Origin of the sequence: Paenibacillus sp. FSL R7-0302 (genome assembly GCF_038006885.1) — a bacterium.
Classification (GTDB): domain Bacteria; phylum Bacillota; class Bacilli; order Paenibacillales; family Paenibacillaceae; genus Paenibacillus_AQ.
In genome coordinates, this window is sequence record NZ_JBBOWB010000001.1 from 5,948,835 (window position 1) to 5,970,017 (window position 21,183).

Here is a 21,183-nt window from a genome sequence, read left to right on the forward strand (position 1 = left end):
AAACGAATCTGCGTGTTAGAAATTTGGATAAGCCCTCGACCGATTAGTATTGGTCAGCTCCATGCATTACTGCACTTCCACCTCCAACCTATCTACCTCGTCGTCTTCAAGGGGTCTTACATACTGGGAAATCTCATCTTGAGGGGGGCTTCACGCTTAGATGCTTTCAGCGCTTATCCCGTCCGTACGTAGCTACTCAGCCATGCTCCTGGCGGAACAACTGATGCACCAGCGGTACGTCCATCCCGGTCCTCTCGTACTAAGGACAGCTCCTCTCAAATTTCCTGCGCCCACGACAGATAGGGACCGAACTGTCTCACGACGTTCTGAACCCAGCTCGCGTACCGCTTTAATGGGCGAACAGCCCAACCCTTGGGACCTACTTCAGCCCCAGGATGCGATGAGCCGACATCGAGGTGCCAAACCTCCCCGTCGATGTGGACTCTTGGGGGAGATAAGCCTGTTATCCCCAGGGTAGCTTTTATCCGTTGAGCGATGGCCCTTCCATGCGGTACCACCGGATCACTAAGTCCGACTTTCGTCCCTGCTCGACTTGTAGGTCTCGCAGTCAAGCTCCCTTATGCCTTTGCACTCTGCGAATGATTTCCAACCATTCTGAGGGAACCTTTGAACGCCTCCGTTACTCTTTAGGAGGCGACCGCCCCAGTCAAACTGCCCGCCTGACACGGTCCCCGTACCCGCTAAGGGCACTAGGTTAGAACCTAGATACGATCAGGGTGGTATCCCAACGGCGCCTCCGCAGAAGCTTGCGCTCCTGCCTCACCGGCTCCCACCTATCCTGTACAGATCGTACCCAAATTCAATATCAAGCTGCAGTAAAGCTCCATGGGGTCTTTCCGTCTTGTCGCGGGTAACCTGCATCTTCACAGGTATTAAAATTTCACCGGATCTCTCGTTGAGACAGCGCCCAAGTCGTTACGCCATTCGTGCGGGTCAGAATTTACCTGACAAGGAATTTCGCTACCTTAGGACCGTTATAGTTACGGCCGCCGTTTACTGGGGCTTCGGTTCACAGCTTCGGGTTACCCCTAACCGCTCCCCTTAACCTTCCAGCACCGGGCAGGCGTCAGCCCGTATACTTCGCCTTGCGGCTTCGCACAGACCTGTGTTTTTGCTAAACAGTCGCTTGGGCCTTTTCACTGCGGCCCCCTCGGGCTATTCACCCTACCGAGGCACCCCTTCTCCCGAAGTTACGGGGTCATTTTGCCGAGTTCCTTAACGAGAGTTCTTCCGCGCGCCTTAGAATTCTCTTCTCGCCTACCTGTGTCGGTTTGCGGTACGGGCACCTTCTCCTGACTAGAGGCTTTTCTTGGCAGTGTGAGATCATGACCTTCGCTACTATAATTTTCGCTCCCCATCACAGCCCAGCCTTACGATGTGCGGATTTGCCTACACACCAGCCTCACTGCTTAGACGGACATCCATCAGTCCGCGTCACTACCCTCCTGCGTCACCCCATCGCTCATAGCGGATTACGGTGGTACAGTAATTTCAAACTGTTGTCCTTCGACTACGCCTGTCGGCCTCGCCTTAGGTCCCGACTTACCCTGAGCGGACGAGCCTTCCTCAGGAAACCTTGGGCTTTCGGCGGATCAGATTCTCACTGATCTTTTCGTTACTCATACCGGCATTCTCACTTGTATGCTGTCCAGCGCTCCTTACGGTACACCTTCAACCTACATACAACGCTCCCCTACCCCAGGATCGACTTCACTCCAGCTTCGAAGTTCGTGTCTATCCCCTGGAGTCATTTAGCCAACCATCCTTTCAGATGATTTATTGGCATTCATGATTCTGGATAAACACGCCTCAAAGGCGCAGTGAAGTCGATCCTAGCCATAGCTTCGGTGGTGTGTTTAGCCCCGTTACATTTTCGGCGCAGAGTCACTCGACCAGTGAGCTATTACGCACTCTTTCAATGGTGGCTGCTTCTAAGCCAACATCCTGGTTGTCTGTGCAACTCCACATCCTTTCCCACTTAACACACACTTGGGGACCTTAGCTGATGGTCTGGGCTGTTTCCCTTTTGACAATGGATCTTAGCACTCACTGTCTGACTCCCGGCAAGAAGTAAATGGCATTCGGAGTTTGACTGAGCTTGGTAACCCTTGCGGGCCCCGCACCCAATCAGTGCTCTACCTCCACCACTCCATTCACCGAGGCTAGCCCTAAAGCTATTTCGGGGAGAACCAGCTATCTCCGAGTTCGATTGGAATTTCTCCGCTACCCCCACCTCATCCCCGCATTTTTCAACATGCGTGGGTTCGGGCCTCCAGTGCGTGTTACCGCACCTTCACCCTGGACAGGGGTAGATCACACGGTTTCGGGTCTACGTCCACATACTCAGTCGCCCTATTCAGACTCGCTTTCGCTGCGGCTCCGGCTTCTCACCTTAACCTTGCATGTTAAACGTAACTCGCCGGTTCATTCTACAAAAGGCACGCCATCACCCATAAAGAGGGCTCTGACTTTTTGTAAGCACACGGTTTCAGGTTCTATTTCACTCCCCTTCCGGGGTGCTTTTCACCTTTCCCTCACGGTACTGTTTCACTATCGGTCGCCAGGTAGTATTTAGCCTTAGCAGATGGTCCTGCTGGATTCATACGGGGTTTCACGTGCCCCGCACTACTCGGGATCCGTCTCGGAGAGAACACAGTTTGGGCTACAGGGCTTTTACCTCTATCGCGGGCCTTTCCAGACCTCTTCACCTACTCTATTCCTTTGTAACTCCATGTGAGACGTCCCACAACCCCAAGAGGCAAGCCTCTTGGTTTAGGCTGTTCCGCGTTCGCTCGCCGCTACTGACGGAATCACTATTGTTTTCTCTTCCTCAGGGTACTTAGATGTTTCAGTTCCCCTGGTCTGCCTCTGCGTATCCTATGTATTCAGATACGAGTAACTGCGAATTACCACAGCTGGGTTTCCCCATTCGGACACCCCCGGATCAAAGCTTGCTTACAGCTCCCCGAGGCAGTTTCGTTGTTCGCCACGTCCTTCGTCGGCTCCTGGCGCCTAGGCATCCTCCGTGTGCTCTTAGTAGCTTAACCAATGTGTTTTCCGTTAGGAAAACCGCTTAGCATCGCCATTAATTCAAAACTTGTTTGCACAAGTTCAGCTTAAAGGAATGTTCTAAAACGCAAATTCGTTTCGGTATCCAGTTTTCAAGGATCAAGGTAAAGATGAGAGCTTAAACTCTCAAAACTGACCAACGAGTGAGTAACAGGCCTAAACCTGAGTTGTGGAAGTAATACTTCCGATTTGAATGTCTTCGTTGCAGAAGACGATTCTCCATAGAAAGGAGGTGATCCAGCCGCACCTTCCGATACGGCTACCTTGTTACGACTTCACCCCAATCATCTACCCCACCTTCGGCGGCTGGCTCCCTTGCGGGTTACCCCACCGACTTCGGGTGTTGTAAACTCTCGTGGTGTGACGGGCGGTGTGTACAAGACCCGGGAACGTATTCACCGCGGCATGCTGATCCGCGATTACTAGCAATTCCGACTTCATGCAGGCGAGTTGCAGCCTGCAATCCGAACTGAGACCGGCTTTGCTGGGATTGGCTCCACCTCGCGGCTTCGCTTCCCGTTGTACCGGCCATTGTAGTACGTGTGTAGCCCAGGTCATAAGGGGCATGATGATTTGACGTCATCCCCACCTTCCTCCGGTTTGTCACCGGCAGTCACTCTAGAGTGCCCAGCTTCACCTGCTGGCAACTAAAGTCAAGGGTTGCGCTCGTTGCGGGACTTAACCCAACATCTCACGACACGAGCTGACGACAACCATGCACCACCTGTCTCAACTTTCCCCGAAGGGCACCTGATGCATCTCTGCTTCGTTAGTTGGATGTCAAGACCTGGTAAGGTTCTTCGCGTTGCTTCGAATTAAACCACATACTCCACTGCTTGTGCGGGTCCCCGTCAATTCCTTTGAGTTTCAGTCTTGCGACCGTACTCCCCAGGCGGAGTGCTTACTGTGTTAACTTCGGCACCAAGGGTATCGAAACCCCTAACACCTAGCACTCATCGTTTACGGCGTGGACTACCAGGGTATCTAATCCTGTTTGCTCCCCACGCTTTCGCGCCTCAGCGTCAGTTACAGCCCAGAAAGTCGCCTTCGCCACTGGTGTTCCTCCACATATCTACGCATTTCACCGCTACACGTGGAATTCCACTTTCCTCTTCTGTACTCAAGTCACCCAGTTTCCAGTGCGACCTCAGGTTGAGCCCAAGGTTTAAACACCAGACTTAAATAACCGCCTGCGCGCGCTTTACGCCCAATAATTCCGGACAACGCTTGCCCCCTACGTATTACCGCGGCTGCTGGCACGTAGTTAGCCGGGGCTTTCTTCTCAGGTACCGTCACTCCGGTAGCAGTTACTCTACCGGACGTTCTTCCCTGGCAACAGAGCTTTACGATCCGAAAACCTTCATCACTCACGCGGCGTTGCTCCGTCAGGCTTGCGCCCATTGCGGAAGATTCCCTACTGCTGCCTCCCGTAGGAGTCTGGGCCGTGTCTCAGTCCCAGTGTGGCCGTTCACCCTCTCAGGTCGGCTACGCATCGTCGCCTTGGTGGGCCGTTACCCCACCAACTAGCTAATGCGCCGCAGGCCCATCCCCAAGCAGCAGATTGCTCCGCCTTTCATTCTCTCCTCAGGAGAAGAAAGAAATTATCCGGTATTAGCTACCGTTTCCGGTAGTTATCCCAGGCTTGAGGGCAGGTTGCCTACGTGTTACTCACCCGTCCGCCGCTAAGTCTGAAAGGAAGCAAGCTTCCTCTCAAACTCCGCTCGACTTGCATGTATTAGGCACGCCGCCAGCGTTCGTCCTGAGCCAGGATCAAACTCTCCAAATTGGTATTTAGAAAGAGCGATTGCTCATTTTGAAACATCTGACGAGAATTTACATTCTCTAATTTTGGATCTCACCGAAGTGATTTCCCACTCACTCGTTGTTCAGTTTTCAAAGATCAAGCTCGTTGTCAGCGGCGATGTTATCGTCACCAGCAACTCTTATAATATATCACGTTCATCTGAGCAATGCAAGCTTTATTTTTGAAATCACTTATTTAAGTAATCTCTCATTTCCCTTGCCGCTCCAACAACGCTTATTTATAATAACCTATCCTTCTATTAAAAAGCAACCTTTATATAAATAAAAATAACCCGCTTAATCATTAAGCGGGTTAGTCTCAGATAATGCTATAGTTCACAGCTATTCTTAGTAGAATTTCGCTGCAGTATATTTGCTTGCTGATTTGACCAGTTCTGTTGTTGCTGTTTTCTTGCCCAGACCTGCATCCACTGTAGTATCAATCGTCACCCATTTGCCGTTCAGGAACACTTCGTTCCAGGCATGGTATGAAGTTACATAGCTTGTATTCCCCATAACCAACTTGGTTGGAATTCCTTCACTGCGGAGCATAGTAGCGAACAAGGAAGCGTAATCGTAGCAGATCCCTTTGTTGGTAGCCAGTGTGTTGTCGTTGTTCGGAATATAATCCGTGCTTACACTGTTGGCCAGAGAGTAGTCATATTTCACGTTAGCTACGATGTAATTGTAGATAGCCTTAACTTTGTCTGCATCTGTGGTCAGACCCTTTGTAAGCTGTGCTGCCTTTTGGACGGATTTATCGGAAGAACTCCACTTCACATTCTGTACAGAGCTCAAATATACGGCATTCACATTGCTCATGGAGAGAGATACAGTCTCGGAAGATAGTACTTTATATTTGTTGCCGGTAGTATTCTCAAGAACGGAGACCTTGTAAGAGCCATTACCTTGTTGCAGCGGGAACGTCTCGGTCGGTTTGGAAGTGTATAAGTTGTAAGTATAGCTGTTATTGTCCTTGGTAATCATGAGCTTCATCTTCTTGTCCTTAGGAACATCGTAAGAAACCCCGATAATCCCTTGATCAAGTTGTCCAACATTTAACCAGCTTGAATCTGCATTTGCTGCTTGAGCAGTGCCTGTCTGCACGGAAGTGACGATCACAAAAAGTGTAATCAGCATTAAATAAAACTTCTTCATGGATAAAACCCCTTTCGGTAGCTGGCTGCCATTCTTACGGGAAGGCCCTTTAGCTTTGCGTCCCTACCTTTCGATAGGTTTGCCGTTATCGTATAAGCTTTATCTGTCCAATCTACTACCACATAATGACAGATTCAGAATGAAAACAAACAAAAAAAGCCTCTTCATTCGGTAACTGGCTGCCATCCATGACGGGAAGGCCCTGTAGCTTTGCGTCCCTACCTTTCGATAGGTTTGCCGTTTATCGTGTATTAGCTTTCATAGTTATATCTTACCATATCTATATCTATTAGCAAGACCCAATTGCTAGATTTCACCACAAATATACTAAAATTTTATGTTTTTTCGACCTTTATCGCCTTGTCCTGATAGAATCAGGTCAGCTTCGCGTGAATGATAAGTCTGTGGGTAGGGTTGACTAGCGGATCACAGGTAATAAGGGTCAAAATCTTATCATCATCCTTTCCCTTCAGTACCGAAATATCGGTAGGCTCTACAATAGATACATCATATACAACATATTTGTATTCCTGTCCGCTTGTAATAACAGTAATGGTATCCCCTTTACCAACCTCATCCAATCTGTTGAACAGCCGCCCTGCCGTTCTTGACCGATGCGCAGCAATCGCTGCATTGCCTACCGCGCCAATCGGAGCTGTCTCCTTCATATGCGCCGCTGCATGCTTCATATTGGTCTTGGTGGCGCCCTCCAGTACAGGCAGCTTCAGATCGATTTTATCGATTTCAATAATAGCGGTGATCTTGCCTCCCACTTCAATCTCGGGCGCTGTAGTGGGCACCGGCTCTTCCGCACCAGACTCTTCCGCCAGCAGCTGGGTGACTTCCGCATAAGGCTTGCTCAGATCCTGGCTGGCAGGAGCCGTAGCCGAAGGAACGATTTCACTATAGGCCTGTTCAGCCTCTTCCAGCAGCTTCTGCTGCTGACGGTCCTCGTACCATTCGCTTCCTTTGGGGTAGAGCATAATCAGGACCCCGGCAAGTATAATCAAATAGGATAACTTCCGCATGACAATCGCCTCCGCAATATAGAATAAGTGCTGCCTCCGCAGAATACGGGGAAGATATACGCTCTATCTCTTTAGAATACCCACTTCCGGCTTCCAAAGAAATTAATGATTACTGTAATAAAGGTAACCAGCACCTTGGCCATCAGCACCTGGACTCCCAGCCGGTCAGTCAGCAGATGAATCAGCAGCACCGAAATGCCCAGCACCAGCAGATTCAGCACAATAAATCTCACCAGCTGCATCCGGTCAAAGCCGCTATTGCCTCCTCTGTCCCGGCCCTTGAAGGTCACCTTCTTATTCCAGACAAAGCTGTTGGCCGTCCCGGCGCTGTAGGAAATAATCTGTGCAGGGGTGTTGAGCATCCCCAGGGAATGCAGCAGGGTAAATACCGCAAAATCAATGAACGTGTTAAGCAGGCCCACCGCATTGAATTTCAGAAACTGGATCATGCCTGCGCTCCAGGCCTTATTTTGCATAGTCGCTTTCCTTCCGCGTGTCTTCGGTCTCGGCATCCGGATAGCCCCGTGTCTCGCTTACGATATAGAGCGGTCTGTCCTTCGATTCATCATAGATCCGTCCGATGTATTCCCCGATGACGCCCAGCAGCATCAGCACAATGCCGTTAAACAGCAGGTTCACCCCGACAATGGATGCCCAGCCCGGCACAGTCCAAGAGGTGAAGACTTTCTGGAATAAGACCAGAAACAGGTAGATGAAGCTGGAGAAGGACAGGAAGAATCCGATATACGAGGCGATTTTGAGCGGCTTGTGCGAGAAGGAGGTGATTCCGTCGAGCGCAAAGCGGATCATTTTCTTCAGCGGATATTTCGTCTCCCCGGCGAAGCGTTCCTCCCGCACATATTCCACCATGGTCTGCCGGAAGCCGACCCAGCTTACCAGCCCCCGCACATAACGGTTCTTCTCCTTCAGGCCGCGCAGCACATCGCAGACCTTACGGTCGATCAGCCGGAAGTCCCCGGTGTCCGTGGGAATCTCCACACTGGTCATGCTGCTGAGCAGACGGTAAAAGATTTTGGCTGTCACCTTCTTGAAGAAGGTCTCTCCGTGGCGCTTCAGCCGCTTGGCATAGACTACCTCATAGCCTTCCTTCCACTTGGCGATCATCTGCAGGATGACCTCCGGCGGGTCCTGGAGATCTGCGTCAATGACCACAACAGCCTGGCCTTCAGCATAATCCATACCCGCCGTAATCGCCACCTGATGGCCGAAGTTACGGGAGAAGTCAATCAGCTTGACATGCTCATCCGTATTGCTGATGCCGCGCATAATCTCAGCCGTACGGTCCCGGCTGCCGTCATTGACGAATACTAACTCATAGGAATCGCCGCAACCATCCATTACTTTTTTGAGCCGCTCGTACGTTACCTGAATGACTTCCTCCTCATTATACATGGGCACAATTACACTATATCTGGCCTTCACAAGGGTTCCTCCTAAATTTATTGTAAGCCACAGCTTCCTTGATGCGCTTCATCAACATCAGCTTTGAGCAGCTATGCGGCTCTTACAGCTCCCCTCCTAGAATACCCAGGAAGGGAACCAGCGAAGTACATGAATGATATAACTGCTGTTCACCTGCATGCCGGACAATACCGGATAGAACATTACAAACAGGATGGCGGCGGCCGCAACATAGGCGTACCGCAGATATTTGGCACCCCGGAAACTTCCGTCAAGCAGCTTCAGAATGTACACAATGGATAGAATCATAAACGGCACCATCGCAAAGTAATGGTACAGGAACGTCTCACGCGGCACAAGCATCCACGGAACATATTGTGAGAAGAAGCCGATCCAGATCATATACAGGCTCTTGTCCCGGCGCTTCAGGGTGAACCATACAGCAGCGAGCATCGTGAAGATTCCTGTCCACCAGATCAGCGGATTGCCCATCGTTACTATGCTGCTCGCCTTGCCTGCCGGCAAGCCTTCACCGCCGCTGAAGAACCACACCGGACGCTTCATGAACGGCCACTCCCACCAGGAGGAGGCGAACGGATGTGTAGCTACAAGCTGGCTGTGATAGTTGTACATATTCTTCTGGGCATCAATCAGCCCCTTAACGGTGAAGCCCTCTGCCGACGCAGATAGTGAAGGAATGAAGGACAGGCTGTATATGATTCCCGGAATGATGACGAAGAATCCGATGCAGCTGGCCAGCGTGATGATCGTGTTCTTCCAGAAGGACTGATCTGCAGTCCGGCAGGCGGCTTTGAGCTCCTGACCGCTCAGCTTGCCATCAGCCAGCAGGCGTCCGGCAGCCTTATACTCCCGGTAGCGGTCCAGCAGCGACAGCACCAGCATAATAGCAAGTCCCGCGCCGCCGTAAATCACGATCCACTTCGAAGCAACCCCGATGCCGAAGAACAGGCCGGACCAGAACAGCGGAGCCAGTGTGGTCCGCAGCGGCATCCGGTAGAAATTCATCGTGAAATACCGCTGCATGAAATAGAACATCAGCATAATGAAGAATACACCGTACACATCGATGGTCGATATCCGTGTCTGGGTGAAATGCATGAAGTCCAGAGCGAATAGTCCCGCTGCCAGTGCAGCATAGGTGGTCTTACGGAACAACCGCATCGCCATGATATAGATCAGCGGCAGCATCGCAATCCCGAACAAGGTCCCTATGATCCGCCACCCGAACGGATTGACGCCGAACAGCTCCATCCCTACCCCGATCAGCAGCTTGCCAAGCGGCGGATGCGTATTCTCATAAGGAACAATATTATGATAATGCTCATAAGCCGTACGGGCATGATAGATCTCATCAAAATACGTACTGTTCATGAAATTAGAGTTCTTGGGTATGACGGACTGCTCGTCGAACAGATTGGCCGGCGTTCCTCTTTTAGCTGCTGCTCCCGAATCGGGTGTCACGCTTGCTATCGTCAGAGGAACCTCCGGTGCCCCCTGCTCATAGAAGGCCATCTCATTGAGGGTGAAGCCTGGAGACGTAACCGAGAGCTTGACATATCTTGCGGATACGTTAAGCGGCTGGCTTTTCCAGATGAAGACATTGCCCACATCCTCGCTCACCTCAAGCGGGCTGCTCCAATTATCAGGGGTCTGGCTGAATTCCAGCTGAAACTTCCCTGTTCCGACACCGCCGAACACATTGACCCGCTCCAGTTGATGGGCCTCCCCCAGATCCACATAGAAGCTCTCGCCGCTGGCTGCCGGCTCCCACAGAGTCTCAGGTGCCTTGTTATCTCCCAGATGATAGAGGGCAAGTGTCCCGTATAGTACGGTGATACTGAGCATCCAGATCCAGTCTCTGCGCTTCAGCTTCAGCGGAGAACGCCGCTCAGCAGCGGCAAGCGGCTTGATGCCTTCTGCAAGCAGCAGATCTGCTGCGTACGCCTCCTTGGGGGTAACTGGCTCAGGCAAAAGCTTCACAGTTCGGCGGATATATACATCGTATCCAATATAGAGAAGATATATCGCAAGAATGATAGTGGTAATAGCTGTAACCAGAACAATGCCGTCAGCCGGCGGATTTCCGCCGGTATTCAGGTACGCCAGTGTATAACCAACATTGATGTACTGGGTCAGGGAGAACCCGAGGAACAGGGTCAGGAACCGCCGGTCCCGGCTCTCCATGAAGGCGAATAAGGACAGAATCAGTACCGGATACAAGTAACGCTCATGCATTTTGGTACCGAATACGAAGACAATCGTGATCAGCACCATAGCGATGAAGTAGGACTTGGAGAGATCCTTGCGGTCCTTGGTATTGAAGGAATAATAAGCAGCAAGTGCTACTGCCACCAGGATGAAAATAAAGCCCCATATACGATACGGTATGCCGAGCCAGGTCACATCCAGCGCCGACCACATCGGGTCAGTCAAGGCATACAGATTGAATGCATTCACTGTGGAATACGGATAGGAGGACAGTGTGCTTTTGTAGAGGTTAATCAAGCCTGCAAAACCGCCGTTGTTCCAGAAGAACGGGGCTGCAAGGACAAGGAAAATCCCCAGCCCGTACAGGGCGCCCAGCGCAAGCTGCTTCCAGGCCCGGTGATGATAGAAGGCAAGCAGCAGCACAGGTGTGAAAATCAGCGCCTGCGGCTTGATTAATGTAGCGACGGCAAAGAAGACCGCTGCACGTACGAAGCGCTTATCAACAACCCCCATTATACTGAGCAGCAGGAAGATGAGGAAAAAAGAATCCGCCTGCCCCCAGGCTGCCGAATCCATCAGCACAGCCGGATTGAACAGGAATAGCATCATCAGCCCCATAGCCAGCCCGGAGCCGAGCCTGGTTCGTGCGCTCTTATAGATAATCCAGCCCAGCACCAGATCAGAGAGCATCGCAGGCAGCTTGAAGAGAACCGTCTCAGCACCTGACCCGCCCGCAAAGTTAAACAATCCGCGCAGCAGGCTAAGCAGGTATAGCACATATAAGTACCCCGGCGGGTAATCAGCGAAATAACCTTCCTCATAGAATTTGCCCGGTCCAAGGTCGGTCAGGCGCTGGCCCCAGGCCATGAAGGTGTTCATATCATTCTTATAGCCCTGTGCCGTAAGGCTGATCCAGATCCGCAGGATGAATGCCGCCCCGAACAAAACGTACAGCCAGCGGGTGTAGATTACATCCTCCTGTCTCAGCAGGCGCTCACTGCGGAAGGCTCTTGTATATAGAAAAGCAAAAAACAGGCAGAATACTCCCGAAAGCAGCAGCAGCTTGGCCGGCGATACTTTATGCGGCACTTCCTCCGGCTTGCTTCCGCCGTCCGCATCAGCCGGCGGAGCCTGGGCTCCGCTGTCCAGTGAGATGATATTCGAGCCCTCCGGCACTGTATCCAGCTTCTCTACGGACAGATCATCGAAATAGGCTTTACCTTGAATCAGATTGGCATAGCCGCCCAGCGCAGCGCCGATTCCGATCTCGGTCTGCTCCTTGCCGGTCTGGCCGATGAACTCCAGAAGCTGCCATTCACCGCCGGTATCGCTGGTAGCAGGATAACCGCCGCCAATGCCTACCGGGAAAATATTGGCCCCGATTCCCCCGCCTGCGATGCTGGCTATTTTGACGTATCCAGAGATTCTGTAATAGCTATCCGGCAAGACGGTAACGGTCTGCACCCACTTCAGGTGATTGGGCTCCAGATTCTCGATAACCGCCGCCTTGCTGCCGGAATGAACCTCTTCGGACTGAACGGATATGGAGCCCGCCGCATCTCCGGCAATCCACATATCCTTGCTCCAGCCTGTCGGAGCCCCGTCTTCACCTTCTTCAAAGCCCGGGTTCTGCAATACATTCCCTTCGGCATAAATACTTGTTACAGGAAGAATAAATAATAGGAGCATCAGTATAACGGTTGCCGCCGCACGTATCTTCTTGGTCATCGTTCTACCCTCACCTCGTCAATGTTAATCCAGCCATTACCGCCGGTTATGTATACTTCTGCCTGTATCCCCTGCTCCAGAGTGACTGCAGGAAGTGTGACCTGTTGATAGGCTTCCGCCGCAGGCAGCTCTGTCTCGGCAAGCAGCTTACCGGCTGCCCAAATGCCGATCTTCCCGCCGCTTCCGCCGCTACTGGACATGACGGTCAGTCTGTACTCACCGGCTGGTGCAGTGAAAGCCTGCGAAACGATGTTCTCCGTTCCGGGATCAAGATAGGCCAGCTTACTCCCGGCGAAGGGGTTGTTGACAGCAACTCCCGTTCCCGCAGAGAAGGACCAGCCCGCCGTCCCTTCTTCAAATCCGCCATTCACAAATTCGCTTGCAGCAGTCTTGGGTGTGTCTTGAGGCCCGACATTCTGTTCACTGGTGAGCAGTACGCTGTAGTTGGCAAAACGCTTCACTCTGGACCCGGTGCTTGCCGCAGGCGGAGCAGCAGTATTCGCATAGATATATGCGGCATTCGCAGGCACCCTGTTCAAATCATCAAATCTGTATCTTCCAAAGGAAGAAACACGCTGAAAGGCTTCTCCCGGATTGGCATACTGAACGGACTTCAGGAAATCATGCGGACTGATCTGTTCATAGAACAACACATAAATATAAGGCATATTCACCTGATTCGTTAGATAGACTTCACCGGTGCTGTGTTCCGAAGCATACTGGACTGCCTCCCCCAAGGATTCATAGAAGGCCGGACCGATTCGCTCAGGGAACTCGCGGAAATACGTATTGGAGAATAAAATAAACATCACGGCGAACCCGGCCGCGGCCAGGATGGCTATACCTTTGACTCTGCCTGCCAGCCAGACGAATCCGGTGCTTACCAGCATAATGAACGGATAATAAATAATATTAATCCGGTTAATATTCACAGTTGTAATCAGCGCCATTAGCACCGCCACCAGGAGCCAGAGCAGCACGGCTCCCTTACCAGCGCTCTCCCTCTCCCGCCGGCTTGTCCACCAGGAATGCAGGAGAACGATCAGGCCGAGCAGGGCAAAAGGCAGTGCCAGCGGGTACGCATATCCGTAAGGAGAGATGGAGTTCCAGGCCAAGCCGTCACTTCCGCTCCACATCAGCTTGCTGAAAGCACTGAGGTTATCCGCAGCCGCCTGCCACAGCCTGCCGCCGAATACGGATGAAATCTCCTCCACGCGCGGCGTCGTAAGCTTCGGAATCGTGAACAGCGGAGTGGCTATATCCTGCATAGCGTAACGGTTAATGATAATAAATAGTAATATAGGCAGCGCCAGTGCCGCAAACCCTACACAATTCCAGACTAGGGCACGGGGTCGCAGGACCTTGCTATATAATAGAAGAATTGCCGTACCGAGCGCAAATAGCGGGACGAAGAAGTAGGCTGTTCCATAAGCATACAGTGAGAGGGCCAGCATGCCGGTAAAGGCGTACAGCCATCTTGGATTCGTAAAGGAGCGCAGCAGACAGTATACAGCGATCAAAATCATCGTAGGAAACAGATTCGATTCCAGCGCCCACCTGGACATCATAATATGCCACGGATTAATGGCGATGAAGAACATGGCAGCGGTCCCGGCCCCAGGCGAGGCCGACAGTCTTTTCATAATCAGATAGAAAAACAGCATGCCCAGTAGTCCCATGATCAGACTAAGCGCCCTTACAGACAACGGCGTCAGTCCGAACAACAGAATGAACGGCATGGACAAGTAGGCATAGAGCGCATTCTGCCCGCTCCCCCAAGCGATCAGGTGAATTGGCAGATGAACACCATTCCGGTCCATCCCGTAGTGTAAAATGGCGTAGGCATCATAGCCGATAGAGGCTTCGTCCTGGTTCAGTCCCGGTGGAATAGAAGTTATGTATAGAATACGGACTATTGCCCCAAGCAGGAACAGCAGCACCGGCCAGGGCTGGCTACGGAAGAACTTGTACACTCGATTGAATACACCGGACACCATTTATCACCTCTTCAACAATATAATCTAAATATTGGTTGATGAAAAGGGTAAAACCCAGCTTGTCCCGCGCGGCTCCCTCTTAAAAGAATAAAAAGAAAACGGCCCCTTCATATAATGAAGAGACCGCAGAATGTAAGTCAGAATCCGTAAAGCTTATCAGCCTTGGCTGCCGATCAGAACATAACGCAGGATGATCAGAATCGCCAGCACCCACATCATCCAGTGGATATCATATTTCTTCTTGCCGGCGATATTCGCTACACAAGCCAGAATCACGTAAGTAACAATCCCGAATGAGATCCCGTTAGCAATGTTATACGTAAACGGCATGATCACGAAGGTCAGGAAGGCCGGAATCGCCAACACCATGTCCTGGAAGTCAATATCACGGATCGATTGAGCCATGAGTACACCGACAATAATCAGTGCTGCCGCTGTGGCCGGACCAGGGATCAGAGCGACTACCGGAGCCAGGAACAAGGCAAGCAGGAAGCAGATCCCCGTAGTTACTGCAGTCAGACCCGTACGTCCGCCTTCAGCTACACCGGCTGCACTTTCTACATAAGCGGTAGTGGTGGAAGTACCCAGCATCGCACCGCCCGCAACAGCTACCGCATCTACGAACATGGCGTTGCCGACACGTTTTTTGCCCTCTTCAGGGTTCTTCATGATTCCGGCACGTTCAGCAGTACCCACCAGCGTACCGAAGGTATCGAACAGTTCTACGAAGGTAAAAGTGGCAATCGCCGATACGATACCGGTGTGCATAATGCCTTCCCAGTCGAATTCCCAGAAGTTAAGCTGGGTGAAGTCAGGAACCCATGGCGTCTGCGGATTGCTCAGTGAACTGAAATCTACTGCACCCATGAGAATCGCAGCCACGGTAGTCCCGAGAATTCCGAACAGGATAGCACCGCGAACGCGCAGTACCATTAGAATGGAGATCAGCAGCAGACCGATAATCACGAGCTGAACATTGGTGTTCTCCAGGCTGCCCATATGAATAACCGTTTCAAAGGAGAGTACATCTGTAAATGTATTGGCGGAGATGTCTTTACCGGCTTCAACGCCGATGGTCATCAGTCCGCTGTTCTTCAGGCCGATAATGGTGATGAACATCCCGATACCGACAGTGATCGCATGCTTCAGGCTGTCAGGAATGGCAGTGAGCAGGATTTGCCGGACCCGGGTAACGGTCAGGAGGATAAAGATAATCCCGGAGATAAATACGGCGGTAAGACCCATCTGCCAGGTGAACTCATGTTCAGTGGTGGCGGAGGATAAGACGACGGAAGCGAAATATGCGTTAAGGCCCATACCAGGTGCCAGAGCGACCGGGAAGTTAATGAATACCCCCATGGCAATGGTGAAAATACCGGCTGCCAGCGCAGTCGCAAGGAATACGGAATACCAGCCCATATCAATGCGGCCGAAGGCAGTCAGAGTGCTTGGATTAACCGACAGAATATAAGCCATTGCCATAAACGTGGTTATACCGGCCATGATCTCTGTGCGTACTGTAGTGCCATTCTCTTTCAATTTGAAAAAGCGGTTCAAATCGTTCTCCCCCTAAGGTTGTATGTTGTGCCATTACAGCAACACAAAAGCCGGCATCTGGGAAGACACCGGCCCGAAAAAGAGATGGCTGCCGGGAATTCCGGACAATCGCCGGAATTCCCAGAACAAGTTGCTCTTCTTAATCGTAGCCAGGTCATTACGGTGACCTCGTAGAGACTTCCGGGCCGATCCCCGGAATTATACGAATATATTTGCTGTAGCGCTTTATCATTTTAGGGGGAGATGACAGCTCTTGTCAATGGTAAATACGAACATTGCCCGTCAGGTTTACACAAATGTTCGTAAATTGAACATTTCTATGACAAATCCCGCTTGGTTCAGGGAGAATCGGCCAAACCTTGCAGCATAAATGCGGATAGTTCCGCACTTAATTAATTATAATTAAACTCTACATGGATGGGCACGCAAACATATGTTAAACTGAATTAGCTTAGCGATAAGCACTCCATTTTCTTACAAGTTCCTTAATCCGAAAGGGGATGTTTTAATTGGCTACTACTTATATGGTGGTTTCAGTTTAGAACTGCATAGCAGGCATGCTTCTTAAAAAGGCGGGTAAAAGCCCGTATTATTTGGTATGCCATCCCAAGTAACCTTTCGTGAATATTGCTGTTTGCGGGATACGATGAAGGTCGTATCTTCTTTGCATCTTGATGCCGCAGATCAGCAGCTTCTTCTTGAGGCTGCTGGTCTGCGGCATTTTTGCGTCCACAAAACAACAGATAAGGAGCTAACCCAAAACCATGATTGATCTAAAAACCTATGGATATACAGAAATAGAGGAAATCCCGTCCGGGCTATTGCCTGGCAGAATTACAGAGCTCCGGCGGGAGCGCTTCACGGTAATCACAGAGCGGGGCGAGTTGACCGCTGTACTCAAAGGCACGTTCTATCACAGTACAGAAACCCGGGAGGACTTCCCGTGCGTCGGTGATTTTGCCTTACTGCGCCCGAACGGAAGCGGGGATTCGCTCATTGTTGCCCTTCTCCCCCGCCGCTCCAAGTTCTCGCGGGCAAATTATTCCGGCCATGCCGCAGGCTATACCAAAACCATTCTGGAGCAGGTCGTGGCCGCCAACTTTGACTATGTATTTATTCTGTCCTCCCTGAACTGGGATTTCAATGTCACCCGCATGATGCGGTACCTGACCCAGGCCAGGCAGAGCGGCGGCCAGCCGGTCGTCATTCTGACCAAGGCTGATCTCACCGAAGATTACAGCCTCCCGCTGGCAGAAGTCCGGCAGAGCATGCCGGATGTTCCGGTGCACGCCGTGTGCAGTCACAACGGTCTCGGGCTGCATGAGCTTGATGCCTACCTTAAGCCAGGTTCAACTGTCGTCTTCCTTGGCATGTCCGGAGTCGGCAAATCATCGCTGCTTAACGCCCTGATGGAACGGGATGTTATGAAGGTCAGTGCCATCCGGGAGGAAGACAGCCGGGGACGGCATACGACGACCCACCGTCAGTTGTTCATGCTCCCCTCGGGAGCAATGGTAATCGATACCCCCGGGATGCGTGAGCTTGGATTATTCGACGCTGACGAAGGGATCTCTGCAGGCTTCAACGATGTCGAGGAATGGTTCGCAGAGTGCCGGTTCCATGACTGCCGCCATGAGTCCGAGCCGGGCTGTGCGGTGCTCGCCGCGCTTGCTGATGGTTCCTTGCCGCGTGGACGCTGGGAGCATTATAAGGCCCAGCAGCATGAGAACAAGTTCGTTCAAGATAGAACACGCTATCTTATTCACAAAAATGCCCGCAATCAATCCATCGCGATGCAGAGAAAACAAACCAAGAAAACCGGGGGCTGGAAAAAATGAAGATTCCAACTGAAGCGTTATATACTGCACTAAGTGAGCTTTTCAAAACAACGATTACATCTGCTGACTACCAAACGTTACAGCTGCATGGCGGGACCTTAGGAGATGTGCAGCTGGTTACCGGAACAGCCAAAACGACTGACGGAGAGCAACGGCCGTACCGTATTGTGCTGAAAATCCAGAAGAAATGGGAGCGTTACGATGATCCTCATTCCTGGCGGCGGGAATATGATCTCTACGCTTCGCCACTGGGGGCAACCTTCACGGAATCCTTCCGCTGGCCAGTGTGTTATCACGCTGAGATGAATGAAGCCGGGGATGAAATGAGATTATGGCTGGAATATATGGATGGCATCTCCGGCCTGGAGCTGACCGGTGACATGTATGAACAGGCGGCATTGGAGTTGGGCCGGTATCAAGGGAAGCTGTACGCGGAGCAGCCTGAGGTGCCGCAAAGTCTGACCAACCTGAGCCATCCAGACCTCATGAAGAATACTTATCTGCACTACCGGTCTTGGCCGGTTGTCTACGACTATATCCGTTCAGAGAAATGCGAATTCCCGCAGCATGTGCGGCAAATGCTCATCGACATTGATGAGCATTCGGACGATATTTTTGCCCGGATTGAAAGCCTGCCTCTGGTGTTATGCCACCGGGACTTCTGGGTAACCAACATCATCTATACTGGCGGGACCATCGCGCTGATCGACTGGGATACCAGCGGCTGGGGCTACCTCGGCGAGGACATCGCCAGCCTGATTGCAGATGAGGCGGATCTTGATCACATGATTGAATACTATCAGCGGTGTGTCCCTGCTTATTACCGGGGCTTCGCGGAATATGCGGGAGAGATTGCCCCGCTTGCCGGCCACTGCGTCTACGAATTCATTCTGCTCGTCTTCGGATACCGGATGGTGGAAGGGTATCTCCATACGGAGGAGGATGACGGGAAGGCGGAGAATCTTCGTACGCTAGAGAAGGTGTATGAATTGAAGAGCTTGCAGCTGTCCGTCTAAGCGGGAAGAACTCCAAACCTTAATATAGGGTTTTGGAGTTCTTTTTTGTCATAACCGTTTCAGCGAGAAATAGAAGGATAATTTATCGTGTGCAACATATAATTTCTTATATTTCGAAAAAAACTCTCTCCCATCAGCAAAAATCGCCTATAGAAGAGAGTTTTTATTTTATCCTTGATCTATTCCCACTCGATCGTCGCTGGCGGCTTCGAGGTAATGTCGTACACGATACGGTTGACGTTGTCCACTTCGTTGACGATGCGCACGGAGATTTTCTCCAGTACATCCCATGGGATACGCGCCCAGTCGGCAGTCATGCCGTCGATGGAGGTTACCGCACGAATGCCTACGGTGTAGGAATAGGTGCGCTCGTCACCCATTACGCCCACACTCTTCATGTTAGGGAGTGCAGTGAAATACTGCCAGATCTCGCGGTCAAGACCCGCCTTGGCAATCTCTTCACGCAGGATATAGTCGGAATCGCGGACGATCTGCAGCTTCTCTTCAGTCACTTCACCCAGCACACGAATCGCCAGACCCGGACCCGGGAAAGGCTGCCGCCACACAATCGCATGCGGCATGCCCAGCTCCTCGCCCAGCTTACGGACTTCATCCTTGAAGAGGGTGTTCAGCGGCTCAATCAGACTGAATTTCATATCTTCCGGCAGCCCGCCCACATTGTGGTGCGATTTGATCGTCTGCGCCGTTGCTGTACCGCTCTCTACGATATCGGTATACAGTGTACCCTGAGCCAGGAACGCGAAGTCACCCAGCTTGGCCGATTCTTCGTCGAAGCAGTAGATGAACTCGTTGCCGATGATTTTACGTTTCTGTTCGGGATCGGAGACACCGGCCAGCTTGCCGAGGAAGCGGTCACGGGCATCGATTTTGACGACATGGATATCGAACTTGCCGACAAAAGTCTCCATGACGCTCTCCGCTTCACCTTTGCGCAGAAGGCCGTGGTCAATGAACATACAAGTCAGCTGATCGCCGATCGCACGGTGAATCAGCATCGCCACAACAGAGGAATCCACACCGCCGCTGAGTGCGCAGAGCACCTTCCGGTCGCCGACTTTATCACGGATATCCTTAACGGCATCCTCGATGAACGACTCCATCGTCCATTTGCCCTCGCAGCCGCAGACCTCGTACAGGAAGTTCGAGATCATCTCATTCCCCTTCACGGAGTGGCGTACCTCAGGATGGAACTGAACGGCGAAGAATTTGCGTGCATCATTGCTCATGGCTGCAATCGGTGCGCTCTCTGTACCGGCATCAAGCTTAAAGCCCTCCGGAAGCTCCACAACATGGTCGCCGTGGCTCATCCATACCGTCTGCTTGCTCTCAAGACCTGCTGCAAGCACGGAGCTGGGTGCGAATTCTACATCGGCTTTGCCGTATTCGCGCTTGGCGGAGCGTTCCACCTTGCCCCCCTGCTGCTGAGCCATCAGTTGCATCCCATAGCAGATTCCGAAGATCGGCAGCCCGAGCTCGTAAATCGCCGGGTCTACATGTGGTGCATTCTCCGCATAGACACTGCTTGGCCCGCCTGAGAATACAATCCCTTTGGGTGATAAGGCCTTAATCTTCTCCATCGGTGTATTGTACGGCAGAAGCTCGCTGTATACCCCCAGGTCACGAATTCTGCGCGCGATAAGCTGGTTATACTGTCCCCCGAAATCCAGAACAACGATTATTTCATTTGGCTTGTTCATTACTTGCCTCCCTTGATTATTGGATTCATTATACTCATGGTTAATTCTCAGCGTCAAGGAAATGGGGTCCCTCTGTTTCAAGGTTTTGGGATAGCTGTGGCAGGGGTGGAGGTAATACCTGCACGAGGCAAAGGTAGCGGAAACAGGCTCGTGGCCATGACAGTACTTAATACCTGCAGATGAGCAAGTGTCTGCCGAATTCCCGCTGCCGGGAACCGGTATCTATGTTATGGAAATACAGTGAAGAATTACAGCCCTGGCTGGCGTATACAGCGTTGCTAGGGGAAGCGTGAATTTGATTGTATTCGGTTTTTCACATACATTTGGTCCTCGTGCCCATGCAGCGCCGAATGTAGTCGGTTTTTCGATTACATTTGGTCCTCGTGCCCACGCAGCGCTAAATGTGGTCGGTTTTTCGATTACATTTGGTCCTCGTGCCCACGCAGTGGTAAATGTGGTCGGTTTTTCGATTACATTTGGCCCTCGTGCCCATGCAGCGTTAAATGTGGTCGGTTTTTCGATTACATTTGGCCCTCGTGCCCATGCAGCGCTAAATGTGGTCGGTTTTTCGATTACATTTGGCCCTCGTGCCCATGCAG

Annotated in this window: 11 protein-coding genes, 2 rRNA genes and 3 riboswitches; of the genes, 3 read left to right on the forward strand and 10 right to left on the reverse strand. The window is 51.7% G+C overall.

Translation table 11 applies throughout. The features are described from left to right. Positions 1-23: 23 nt before the first annotated feature. From MKY96_RS25630 to MKY96_RS25670, 9 genes are all read right to left on the reverse strand, one after another. Positions 24-3,068 (reverse strand): 23S ribosomal RNA (locus tag MKY96_RS25630). 247 nt (positions 3,069-3,315) lie between these two features. Then, positions 3,316-4,876 (reverse strand): 16S ribosomal RNA (locus MKY96_RS25635). Together the 16S and 23S rRNA genes form the textbook arrangement of a ribosomal RNA operon. A 365-nt stretch (positions 4,877-5,241) precedes the next feature. Then, positions 5,242-6,051, reverse strand: coding sequence for a transglutaminase-like domain-containing protein (locus MKY96_RS25640; RefSeq protein ID WP_340944386.1), 810 nt, complete (start codon positions 6,049-6,051; stop codon positions 5,242-5,244). 13 nt (positions 6,052-6,064) lie between these two features. Then, a riboswitch (cyclic di-GMP riboswitch) is annotated at positions 6,065-6,145 on the reverse strand. A 73-nt stretch (positions 6,146-6,218) separates the two neighbouring features. After that, positions 6,219-6,300, reverse strand: a riboswitch (cyclic di-GMP riboswitch). A gap of 125 nt (positions 6,301-6,425) precedes the next feature. Further along, entirely contained in the window at positions 6,426-7,079 is a 654-nt protein-coding gene (locus MKY96_RS25645) for a class D sortase (protein ID WP_340944387.1), read from the reverse strand. A gap of 71 nt (positions 7,080-7,150) precedes the next feature. Beyond that, positions 7,151-7,555, reverse strand: a complete 405-nt coding sequence (locus tag MKY96_RS25650; protein WP_340944388.1) for a GtrA family protein — start codon at positions 7,553-7,555, stop codon at positions 7,151-7,153. Next, positions 7,545-8,522, reverse strand: coding sequence for a glycosyltransferase family 2 protein (locus MKY96_RS25655; RefSeq protein ID WP_340944389.1), 978 nt, complete (start codon positions 8,520-8,522; stop codon positions 7,545-7,547). The genes MKY96_RS25650 and MKY96_RS25655 overlap by 11 nt, the downstream gene beginning before the upstream one ends. Before the next feature lie 96 nt (positions 8,523-8,618). Beyond that, positions 8,619-12,458, reverse strand: a complete 3,840-nt coding sequence (locus MKY96_RS25660) for a glycosyltransferase family 39 protein (RefSeq protein WP_340944390.1) — start codon at positions 12,456-12,458, stop codon at positions 8,619-8,621. Further along, a complete protein-coding gene (locus tag MKY96_RS25665; protein WP_340944391.1) occupies positions 12,455-14,455 on the reverse strand; it encodes an ArnT family glycosyltransferase in 2,001 nt (666 codons plus the stop codon). The genes MKY96_RS25660 and MKY96_RS25665 overlap by 4 nt, the downstream gene beginning before the upstream one ends. A 156-nt stretch (positions 14,456-14,611) precedes the next feature. After that, on the reverse strand, positions 14,612-16,012 hold the full coding sequence (locus MKY96_RS25670) for an NCS2 family permease (RefSeq protein ID WP_340944393.1): 1,401 nt from the start codon (positions 16,010-16,012) through the stop codon (positions 14,612-14,614). A gap of 126 nt (positions 16,013-16,138) precedes the next feature. After that, positions 16,139-16,238: riboswitch (purine riboswitch) on the reverse strand. 538 nt (positions 16,239-16,776) lie between these two features. Between MKY96_RS25670 and rsgA the strand changes: the two genes are divergently transcribed. Both rsgA and MKY96_RS25680 read left to right on the forward strand, forming a co-directional pair. Further along, complete coding sequence (rsgA, locus tag MKY96_RS25675) at positions 16,777-17,850, forward strand: ribosome small subunit-dependent GTPase A (protein WP_340944394.1); 1,074 nt, start codon at positions 16,777-16,779, stop codon at positions 17,848-17,850. After that, on the forward strand, positions 17,847-18,866 hold the full coding sequence (locus MKY96_RS25680; protein ID WP_340944396.1) for an aminoglycoside phosphotransferase family protein: 1,020 nt from the start codon (positions 17,847-17,849) through the stop codon (positions 18,864-18,866). The genes rsgA and MKY96_RS25680 overlap by 4 nt, the downstream gene beginning before the upstream one ends. A 179-nt stretch (positions 18,867-19,045) precedes the next feature. On the opposite strand, the gene guaA is transcribed toward MKY96_RS25680, so the two are convergent. Beyond that, positions 19,046-20,584, reverse strand: coding sequence for a glutamine-hydrolyzing GMP synthase (gene guaA, locus MKY96_RS25685; protein ID WP_340944398.1), 1,539 nt, complete (start codon positions 20,582-20,584; stop codon positions 19,046-19,048). A gap of 295 nt (positions 20,585-20,879) precedes the next feature. Between guaA and MKY96_RS25690 the strand changes: the two genes are divergently transcribed. After that, a partial coding sequence (locus MKY96_RS25690; RefSeq protein ID WP_340944400.1) for a hypothetical protein occupies positions 20,880-21,183 on the forward strand: 304 nt, incomplete at its 3' end.

Coding starts and splice junctions, on each gene's coding strand:
- MKY96_RS25640 (WP_340944386.1), bottom strand. CDS start 6,051: ATGAAGAAGTTTTATTTAATGCTGATTACACTTTTTGTGATCGTCACT.
- rsgA (WP_340944394.1), top strand. CDS start 16,777: ATGATTGATCTAAAAACCTATGGATATACAGAAATAGAGGAAATCCCG.
- MKY96_RS25680 (WP_340944396.1), top strand. CDS start 17,847: ATGAAGATTCCAACTGAAGCGTTATATACTGCACTAAGTGAGCTTTTC.
- MKY96_RS25660 (WP_340944390.1), bottom strand. CDS start 12,458: ATGACCAAGAAGATACGTGCGGCGGCAACCGTTATACTGATGCTCCTA.
- MKY96_RS25665 (WP_340944391.1), bottom strand. CDS start 14,455: ATGGTGTCCGGTGTATTCAATCGAGTGTACAAGTTCTTCCGTAGCCAG.
- MKY96_RS25645 (WP_340944387.1), bottom strand. CDS start 7,079: ATGCGGAAGTTATCCTATTTGATTATACTTGCCGGGGTCCTGATTATG.
- guaA (WP_340944398.1), bottom strand. CDS start 20,584: ATGAACAAGCCAAATGAAATAATCGTTGTTCTGGATTTCGGGGGACAG.
- MKY96_RS25650 (WP_340944388.1), bottom strand. CDS start 7,555: ATGCAAAATAAGGCCTGGAGCGCAGGCATGATCCAGTTTCTGAAATTC.